General features: G+C 70.1%; 10 protein-coding genes. 8 read left to right on the plus strand and 2 right to left on the minus strand.

What is annotated here, in order from left to right; all coding sequences use genetic code 11:
* From ACOJSN_RS11535 to gndA, 6 genes are all read left to right on the plus strand, one after another.
* The coding region (locus ACOJSN_RS11535) for an iron chelate uptake ABC transporter family permease subunit (RefSeq protein ID WP_420112645.1) at positions 1-190 on the plus strand (190 nt) is incomplete at its 5' end.
* 8 nt (positions 191-198) lie between these two features.
* Entirely contained in the window at positions 199-1,251 is a 1,053-nt protein-coding gene (locus tag ACOJSN_RS11540) for a FecCD family ABC transporter permease (RefSeq protein ID WP_420112654.1), read from the plus strand.
* Positions 1,248-2,057, plus strand: coding sequence for an ABC transporter ATP-binding protein (locus ACOJSN_RS11545; RefSeq protein WP_420112646.1), 810 nt, complete (start codon positions 1,248-1,250; stop codon positions 2,055-2,057). Before ACOJSN_RS11540 ends, ACOJSN_RS11545 begins: the two co-directional genes overlap by 4 nt.
* 86 nt (positions 2,058-2,143) lie before the next feature.
* The gene (locus ACOJSN_RS11550; RefSeq protein WP_420112647.1) at positions 2,144-2,233 is read left to right on the plus strand and encodes a putative leader peptide; all 90 of its coding nucleotides are present in this window, start codon (positions 2,144-2,146) and stop codon (positions 2,231-2,233) included.
* Positions 2,234-2,375: 142 nt separating this feature from the next.
* Positions 2,376-3,797 carry a dicarboxylate/amino acid:cation symporter gene (locus ACOJSN_RS11555; RefSeq protein WP_420112648.1) on the plus strand — a complete coding sequence of 474 codons (1,422 nt, stop codon included), beginning with the start codon at positions 2,376-2,378 and terminating at the stop codon, positions 3,795-3,797.
* Between the two features lie 184 nt (positions 3,798-3,981).
* Positions 3,982-5,430, plus strand: coding sequence for an NADP-dependent phosphogluconate dehydrogenase (gene gndA / locus ACOJSN_RS11560; protein WP_420112649.1), 1,449 nt, complete (start codon positions 3,982-3,984; stop codon positions 5,428-5,430).
* A 138-nt stretch (positions 5,431-5,568) separates the two neighbouring features.
* Here the strand turns inward: gndA and ACOJSN_RS11565 are convergent, their stop codons facing one another.
* Positions 5,569-6,522: a helix-turn-helix transcriptional regulator gene (locus tag ACOJSN_RS11565; RefSeq protein ID WP_420112650.1), complete on the minus strand. Its 954-nt coding sequence runs from the start codon at positions 6,520-6,522 to the stop codon at positions 5,569-5,571.
* Positions 6,523-6,583: 61 nt separating this feature from the next.
* On the opposite strand from ACOJSN_RS11565, the gene ACOJSN_RS11570 reads away from it, so the two are divergent.
* Positions 6,584-7,168, plus strand: coding sequence for a DinB family protein (locus ACOJSN_RS11570; protein WP_420112651.1), 585 nt, complete (start codon positions 6,584-6,586; stop codon positions 7,166-7,168).
* Complete coding sequence (locus ACOJSN_RS11575; RefSeq protein ID WP_420112652.1) at positions 7,165-7,626, plus strand: VOC family protein; 462 nt, start codon at positions 7,165-7,167, stop codon at positions 7,624-7,626. Before ACOJSN_RS11570 ends, ACOJSN_RS11575 begins: the two co-directional genes overlap by 4 nt.
* A 9-nt stretch (positions 7,627-7,635) precedes the next feature.
* Here the strand turns inward: ACOJSN_RS11575 and ACOJSN_RS11580 are convergent, their stop codons facing one another.
* Positions 7,636-8,379, minus strand: coding sequence for a glycerophosphodiester phosphodiesterase (locus tag ACOJSN_RS11580; RefSeq protein WP_420112653.1), 744 nt, complete (start codon positions 8,377-8,379; stop codon positions 7,636-7,638).
* Positions 8,380-8,635: the final 256 nt, after the last annotated feature.

The raw sequence follows: 8,635 nt of genomic DNA on the forward strand, positions 1-8,635 counted from the left end.
GGGCACCGACCACCGCTGGCTGCTGCCCTTCTCGGCCCTCGCGGGAGCGGCGCTGCTGACCGCGAGCGACATCGTCGGCCGGGTGATCTCGCCGTCGTCCGAGGAGATCCAGGTCGGCATCATCACCTCGATCGTGGGCGCGCCGTTCTTCATCTGGATCGTGCGCCGGCAGAAGGTGCGTGAGCTGTGAGCGCCCTGATGGTCACCGATGCCGACGCCCCCTCCACGCTCGAGAAGGTCGCTGCGGGCCGCCGTCGGCGCTTCCGCCGCCGACTGCTCGTGCATGCCGGACTGGGCCTCGCCGTGGTGGTCACGTTCTGCCTGTCGCTGATGCTCGGGCGCACGTTCTACCCGCCCGCAGACGTGTGGGCGGTGATCCTGGGACAGGACGTGCCGGGCGCTTCGTTCACGGTCGGCACGCTGCGGCTGCCGCGCGCAATCACCGGGCTGATGGTCGGGCTGGCGTTCGGCCTCGCCGGCTCCACCTTCCAGACGATGCTCCGCAACCCGCTGGCCAGCCCCGACGTGATCGGGATCAGCTCGGGCGCCAGTGCGGCCGCCGTGATCGGGATCCTCGTGCTGGGGCTGGACCCCACCTCGGTCTCGGCACTCGCGACCGTGGCCGCCCTGATCACCGCGTTCGTGATCTACCTGCTGGCCTACAAGCACGGCGGCGTCGCGAACACCCGACTGATCCTCATCGGGATCGGCATCGCGGCGATGCTCGGCAGCGTGGTCTCGTACGTGCTCTCGGGTGCGGCCGCCTGGGACATGCAGATCGCGATGCGCTGGCTGACCGGGAACCTCAACGGCGCCACCTACGACCGGCTGCTGCCGCTGCTCGTCGCGGCGCTGCTGCTGGCGCCGCTGCTCATCTATCTCACCCGCGACCTCGAGGCCATCCGCCTCGGCGATCAGGCCGCCGCCGCCCTCGGCGTGCCGGTGGAGCGGGTGCGTGTGCTGCTGATCGTCGCGGGAGTCGCGCTGATGGCGTTCGCGACGGCGTCGGCCGGCCCGATCGCGTTCGTCGCCTTCCTGTCCGGTCCCATCGCGGTCCGCATCCTCGGTCCGGTCGGCTCGCCGGTGCTCGCCTCCGGCCTGTTCGGTGCGGTCCTGGTGCTCGTGGCGGACTTCTTCGCACAGTACGCGCTCGGCACCCGGTTCCCCGTGGGTGTCATCACCGGGGCGCTCGGTGCCCCGTTCCTCATCTATCTGCTCGTGCGCACCAACCGCGTCGGAGGTTCGCTGTGACTCTGGACCACACCCTTGTTGCCGAGGGGCTCACGCTCGGCTACGGGGAGCGCACCGTCGTCGACGACCTCCAGCTCGTCGTCCCGCCCGGTCGGATCTCCGTGATCGTGGGAGCGAACGCGTGCGGCAAGTCCACCGTGCTCAAGGCGATGTCGCGCCTGCTGCCCGCGCGCGCGGGGTCGGTGCTGCTCGATGGCAAGAGCATCCACGGCATGCCAAGCAAGGAGGTCGCTCGGATCCTCGGCCTGCTGCCGCAGTCGCCGATCGCGCCGGAGGGGATCGCCGTGTCCGACCTGGTGGGCCGCGGGCGGCACCCGCACCAGGGCATGCTGACGCGCTGGACTGCGGCCGACGACGCAGCCGTGGCCCGCGCCCTCGACGTCACCGGCACCGCTGAGCTCGCCGACCGTGCCGTGGACGAGCTCTCCGGGGGCCAGCGCCAGCGTGTGTGGATCGCGATGGTGCTCGCCCAGCAGAGCGACGTGCTGCTGCTCGACGAGCCCACCACGTTCCTCGACGTCACCCACCAGATCGAGGTGCTCGACCTGTTGACCGACCTCAACCGCGACCTCGGCACCACGATCGTCATGGTGCTGCACGACCTCAACCTCGCCGCCCGCTACGCCGACCATCTCGTCGCCGTCAAGGGCGGGGCGCTCTACGCCGCAGGCGACCCGGGCGAGGTGCTGACCGAGGCGTGTGTGCGAGACGTCTTCGGTCTCGACAACGTGGTGGTGCCTGACCCGACCACCGGGAAGCCGATGGTCCTTCCGCTCGGCCGCCACCACGTGGCCGCCTCGCGCTGACGCGACCGAGGTTGCGCCGTCCAGATGTTGAGACACCCTGCGGCCTGATTCCCCGACGGCGGTGGGCTGGCTAGTCTCGCTCGGTCATGTCGGGGAATCTCAGCACTGTCTCGGGCTCGCTCACGAGCCGCCGCGCCGTCGACCTCCTCCGGGTCGCGAGCGCGCTGTGTCGCTGACCCGCTCGCTGCCCCACACGCCGTCACGCCGACGAGTTCGTACCTTCGGCGCGACTTCGTACCCCCGGCGGTACGAACTCGAGCCGTTCGTACGAACTCGTGCTCGGCACCACCAACCCGTCAGCACACACGAGAGGTACCCATGTCCACCGTTGCCACCGAACCCGATACGGAGACGCCGGAGCGCCGGCGTCGACTGAAGCTGCCGTCGTTCTCCGTTCAGATCCTCATCTCGCTCGTGCTCGGCATCGTGCTCGGCGCCGTGGCGCTGCGCATGGGCCCGATCGGTGTGGACGAGGACGGCGAGGACATCGCGAACTGGCTCACCGAGACGCTCAGCATCATCGGGTCGAGCTTCGTCACGCTGCTCCGCACGATCGTCCCGCCGCTGGTGATCACCGCGATCATCGCCTCGATCGCCAACCTGCGGAAGGTCACCAACGCCGCGCGCCTCGCCGGCCAGACGCTGCTGTGGTTCGCGATCACCGCGCTGGTCTCGGTCTCGTTCGGCATCGGGCTCGGGCTGATCATGCAGCCCGGCGCCAGGTCCGGCGTCGACGAGTCGATGCTCGACGAGCCCGGTCGCACCGGCTCCTGGACCGACTTCCTCACCGGCCTGATCCCCGGCAACTTCCTCGGCCTCGACACCTCGGGCGGCAGCGCCAACTTCAACGTGCTGCAGCTCGTGGTGATCGGCATTGTGGTCGGGATCGCGGCCCTGCGCGTCGACAAGGCTGCGGAGCCGTTCCTCGAGCTCAACCGCTCGCTCCTCGCCGTCATCCAGAAGGTGCTCTGGTGGGTGATCCGCCTCGCGCCGATCGGCACGATCGGCCTGCTCGGTCGCGCGGTGGCCACCTACGGATGGGACGCGCTCGCACCCCTGGGGACCTACGCGATCGCGATCTACATCGGGCTCGCACTGGTGCTGTTCCTGCTGTACCCGGTGGTGCTGCGGGCGCACGGGCTGAAGGTGTCGCGGTTCTTCCGCGGCGCGTGGCCGGCGATCCAGCTGGCGTTCGTCTCGCGCAGCTCGATCGGCACGTTGCCGGTGACCGAGCGGGTCGTGACCCGCAACCTCGGGGTGCCGCGTGAGTACGCCTCGTTCGCGGTGCCGTTCGGCGCCACCACCAAGATGGACGGTTGCGCTGCGATCTACCCGGCGCTGTCGGCGATCTTCGTGGCGCAGTTCTTCGGCATCGACCTCTCGATCTGGGACTACCTGCTGATCGTGTTCGTCTCGGTGCTCGGGTCGGCCGCGACGGCTGGTGTCACCGGTGCGGTCGTGATGCTCACGCTCACGCTGTCCACGCTCGGGCTGCCGCTCGCGGGAGTCGGCCTGCTGCTGGCGATCGACCCGATCCTCGACATGGGCCGCACCGCGGTCAACGTCGCCGGGCAGGCACTCGTCCCCACGATCGTGGCCAAGCGCGAAGGCATCATCGACCAGGCCAAGTACGACTCGGCCACCTCCGAGGACCTGTTCCGTGATGAGGAGCCCGAGGTGAGCGCGGAGAACGAGGCGAGCGACGCCGTCGAGCGGGAGCACGAGCCCGTTTCCGCCTGATCGCTTTCAACGACAGAAGCACCCCCCAACGGCAGGGGGGTGCTTTTGTCGTTGAAAGGGGGGCGCAGGCAAAGGGTGGCGACCGTGAGACGGCGTCGCCCGCGTTGCGGGATGCTGGCATCGTTGACGCTGGCGGCCGCCACCGCAGAGCCTGCCCGCACGCACGCGCACGATCGGAGTCTCGATGACCACGCCCACTGCCAACATCGCCGTCGTCGGCCTCGCCGTCATGGGGTCGAACCTGGCCCGCAACCTCGCGAGCCGCGAGGGGAACACGGTTGCGGTGTACAACCGCACCACGGCGAAGACCGACGCGCTCCTCGAGGCGCACCCCGAGGCCGGCTTCGTGAAGGCGGCCACCGTGCAGGAGCTGGCGGACTCGCTCACCAAGCCGCGCACCGCCGTCATCATGGTCAAGGCCGGTCGGGCGACCGACGCGGTCATCGACGAGCTGGTCAGCGTGTTCGAGCCTGGCGACATCATCGTCGACGGCGGCAACGCGCTCTTCACCGACACCATCCGCCGCGAGAAGGCGGTCCGTGAGACCGGTATCAACTTCGTGGGCGCCGGCATCTCCGGTGGCGAGGAGGGCGCGCTCAAGGGCCCGTCGATCATGCCGGGCGGCAGCGCCGAGGCGTGGGAGACATTGGGGCCGATCCTGAAGTCGATCGCGGCGGTGGCTGAGGGCGAGCCGTGCGTGACCCACGTGGGCACCGACGGCGCCGGGCACTTCGTCAAGATGATCCACAACGGCATCGAGTACGCCGACATGCAGCTGATCGCCGAGGCGTACGACCTGATCCGGCAGGGCACCGGCAAGACCCCGGCCGAGATCGCGGACATCTTCGCCGAGTGGAACAGCGGCGACCTCGACTCCTACCTGATCGAGATCACGGCCGAGGTGCTGCGCCAGGTCGACGCCGCCACCGGTGAGCCGCTCGTGGACATCATCCTCGACTCCGCCGGCGCCAAGGGCACCGGCGCGTGGACCGTGCAGACCGCGCTCGACCTCGGCGTCCCGGTCTCGGGGATCGCCGAGGCCGTGTTCGCGCGGTCGCTGTCCTCCGACCGCGAGGCCCGTGCCGCTGCCGCCGACCTGCCGGGTCCGGACCAGACCTGGCAGGTGCAGGACGAGGCCGCTTTCATCGAGGACGTCCGCCAGGCGCTGTACGCCTCGAAGATCGTCGCCTACAGCCAGGGCTTCGACGAGATCATCGCCGGCGCCAAGGAGTTCGGCTGGGACATCAAGAAGGGCGAGATCGCCAAGATCTGGCGCGGCGGCTGCATCATCCGCGCCCGGTTCCTCAATCGCATCACCGAGGCCTATGAGACCGACCCCGGCCTGGTCAGCCTCGCCACCGCGCCCTACTTCCGTGACGCGCTCGTGGCGGCGCAGGCGTCGTGGCGGCGCGTGGTCGCCGGCGCCGTGTCCTCCGGGATCCCGGCCCCGGCGTTCGGCGCCTCGCTGTCCTACTACGACGGCCTCCGCGCCCCCCGCCTTCCTGCCGCGCTGATCCAGGGGCAGCGCGACTTCTTCGGCGCTCACACCTACAAGCGCATCGACCGCGAGGGCACGTTCCACACGCTGTGGTCGGGCGACCGCACCGAGGTCGAGGCCGAAGACACCCACTGAGCGCTCCGGAACGTCCGGACCCGCCGAGACCGAGGGTTCACGCCGAGGCCGTGGGGTGCGCCACTCGGTCTCGGCGCCAGGCCTCGGTCTCGGCGAGGTGGGGCGTGATGCCCGACGGCGGGGGCCGGGGTGGGGAGGTCAGGTCGCCATCCGCGTGAGGCGGTTGGCGAGTTCAGCGGCGGCCGTGCGCAGTTCCGGCGGGTCGAGGATCTCGGTCTCATGGCCGAGCGCGGCGATGTGCATCGCGAGCCAGTCGAGGTCGTCGCCGCCGGCGGTGAGAACGCACCAGCCGTCTCGCTCATCCTCCACCCGCCCGACTTGAGGCGGGACCCGACGGCGCACGTCCTCCGCCGGGGCGTGCAGCCGCACGCGGGCGTGGTGGCGATACGGGGCGGTGGTGATCGCGTCCTGCACGTAGCCGGCTGGATCCGGGTGCGCGCGCGCTCGGAACCGCCACGTGGTCGCCTCGACCGCGCGCATGCGGTCGAGGCGGAAGGTGCGCCAGTCCTCGCGGTCGAGGTCGAAGGCCATCAGGTACCAGCGCTGGCCCGTCGTGACCATGCGCACCGGCTCGACCGTGCGCTGCTGCTCGGTGCCCGCATGCGTGGCGTAGTCGAAGCGCACCCGCACGGAGTCGTGGCAGGCGCGGGCAAGCGTCACCATCACGTCGGCGTCGACGTCGGCGGTCACCCCGACCAGGGTCTCGGTCGCCTGCTGCAGCGCGCTGACCTCGGCGCGCAACCGGGGAGGCAGCACCTGGTCGAGCTTGGTGAGAGCCCGCAAGGCCGCCTCGCCGGCCCCGGTGATCGCGCTGCCGGCTGCCAGCCGCAGCGAGACGGCGGTGGCCGTGGCCTCATCATCGTCGAGCAGCAAGGGTGGCAGCCGCGTTCCCGCGCCGAGGTGGTAGCCGCCGCCCACACCGGCGCTCGCACGCACCGGATAGCCGAGGGTGCGCAGCCGCTCGACGTCGCGCCGCACGCACCGGTCGGTGACGTCGAGCTCGGCGGCCAGCTCGGTGGCGGTCCAGGAGGGCCGTTGCTGCAGCATCGCGAGCAGCCGCAGCACCCGCCCTGTGGTGCCTTCGGTCTTCACGCGTGAACTCTCCTCTCGATCACGGAACGAATCTGTCCGCTATCGGTGTCAGCGTAGGCGCATGAGCACAACGACACCCTGGAACGACCAGCTGCGCGACCAGATCGACTGGCACTGGAACCACCACGTGCGCCCGCGGCTCGCCGGGCTGACCGATCACGAGTACTTCTGGGAGCCGGCACCTGACTCCTGGAACGTGCGCCGCCGTGGGACCGGCACCGCTCCGGTGCAGGCCGGGGGAGGGGAGATGACGATCGACTTCGCGTTCCCCGAGCCCGATCCGGCGCCCATGACCACGATCGCATGGCGCCTCGGCCACGTGATCGTGGGCGTGCTCGCGGTGCGGAACGCCTCGCACTTCGGACGCGAGGCCACCGACTACCAATCGTTCGAGTACGCCGCGACCGCCCAGGAGGCGATCGACCAGCTCGAGGCCGAGTACGCGACCTGGCTCTCCGGCGTCGAGAACCTCGGCGAGGACGGCCTGTGGCGACCGTGCGGCGAGGCCGAGGGGCCCTACGCCGAGGCGCCGCTTGCGGCGCTCGTGCTGCACATCCACCGCGAGCTGATCCACCATCTGTCCGAGGTGTGCCTGCTTCGCGACCTGTACCTGCACACCCATGCCATCGAGAGGACACCAGCATGAGCCGCACCATCCAGGTCACGTTCGATGCCCACGATCCAGCAGCGCTCTCCACGTTCTGGCGAGACGTGCTGGGCTACGTCCACCCGGCGCCGCCCGGGGTCGAGCTGGCATCGGGCGAGGATCCACTCGCCGCCTGGGCCGACTTTCTGGAGCGGTCGGGCGTCCCCGAGGATCAGCGCAACAGCGCGTCAGCGCTCGAGGACCCCGAAGGCGTGGGGCCGCGGATCTTCTTCCAGCAGGTTCCGGAGGGCAAGGTGGCGAAGAATCGCGTGCACCTGGATGTCCGCACGGCGTCCGAGCTGCGTGGCGACGAACGCATGGCGGCTCTCGAGGCCGAGTGCGAGCGACTCCTGGCGTTGGGCGCCACACGGGTGGATCGTCACGAGCCGGAGCAGCCCACGAGCATCGGGTTCATCGTCATGCGCGATCCCGAGGGGAACGAGTTCTGCCTGGACTGACCTCGTCGATCAGAGGCCGCGGCCGGTCAGCCAGCCGTTCAGTCGGTCGGGACGGTCGGTGACGATCCCGTCCACGCCGAGTTCGACGGCGGCGGCCCAGTGCTCGGGCTCGTTGAGGGTCCACACGTTGACGGTCATCCCGGCGCCGTGAAGGTCCTCCACGAGCCCGGGATTCCGCTGCAGCAGCCGCCCGTCAGGGCCGATGCCGCGCACGTCAAGGTCGGAGCACAACCCGATCAGGTCCTCCGGCTCCTCGCCGATCAGCAGCTCGCGCCGCAGCTGCGGGGCGAGGTCGCGCGCGGCCGCCATCGTCTCGACCGAGAAGCTCTCGACGATCAGGCGCTCGGACAGCTCGGGGACATCGACGAGGGCCAGCGCGCGCTCGAGGGGCTCGCGCTCCCAGTCGCCCTTGATCTCGAGGACGAGTCCGATCTCGGGATGTTCGTGCAGGAAGTCGACCACGTGGGACAGCAGCGGCACCGGCTCGCCCGCGAACACCTGGGAGAACGAGGAGCCGGCATCGAGCTCGACGATCTGCTGCGCCGTGTGCTCGGCCACGAGGCCGGCGCCCGAGGTGGTGCCCTCCAGGGTGGCGTCGTGGATCACGGCGGCCTCGCCGTCGGCGGTCACCTGGATGTCCAGCTCGAAGAGGTCGGCGCTGGCGCGCCAGGCCGACTCGAAGGCGGCGATGGTGTTCGGGGGCGCCATGCTGGCGTTCCCGCGGTGGGCGATGACGCTGGGGCGATCGGTCATGATGTCGACCCTAGGCCCGCAAGGTGACCACCAGGTGACCGGAACGGTTATCAACAGACCGAATAGCGGTAACACCAACAATTGACCAAGTCGGCCTCAATGGGACTCAATGAGGCATGAGCACCATCGATCCGCGGGTCGCCCGCATGCAGTCCTATGACACCGTCTTTACCGGGACCGTGGCCGGCTGGCTCGCTGCGTTCCTCGCGGTCCTGCACGTGCTCGTGTGGGTGGTGGCGGCGCTGGCAGCGGGCGC

Origin of the sequence: Pseudactinotalea sp., assembly GCF_048594945.1 — a bacterium.
In the GTDB taxonomy this organism is placed as follows: Bacteria; Actinomycetota; Actinomycetes; order Actinomycetales; family Beutenbergiaceae; genus Pseudactinotalea.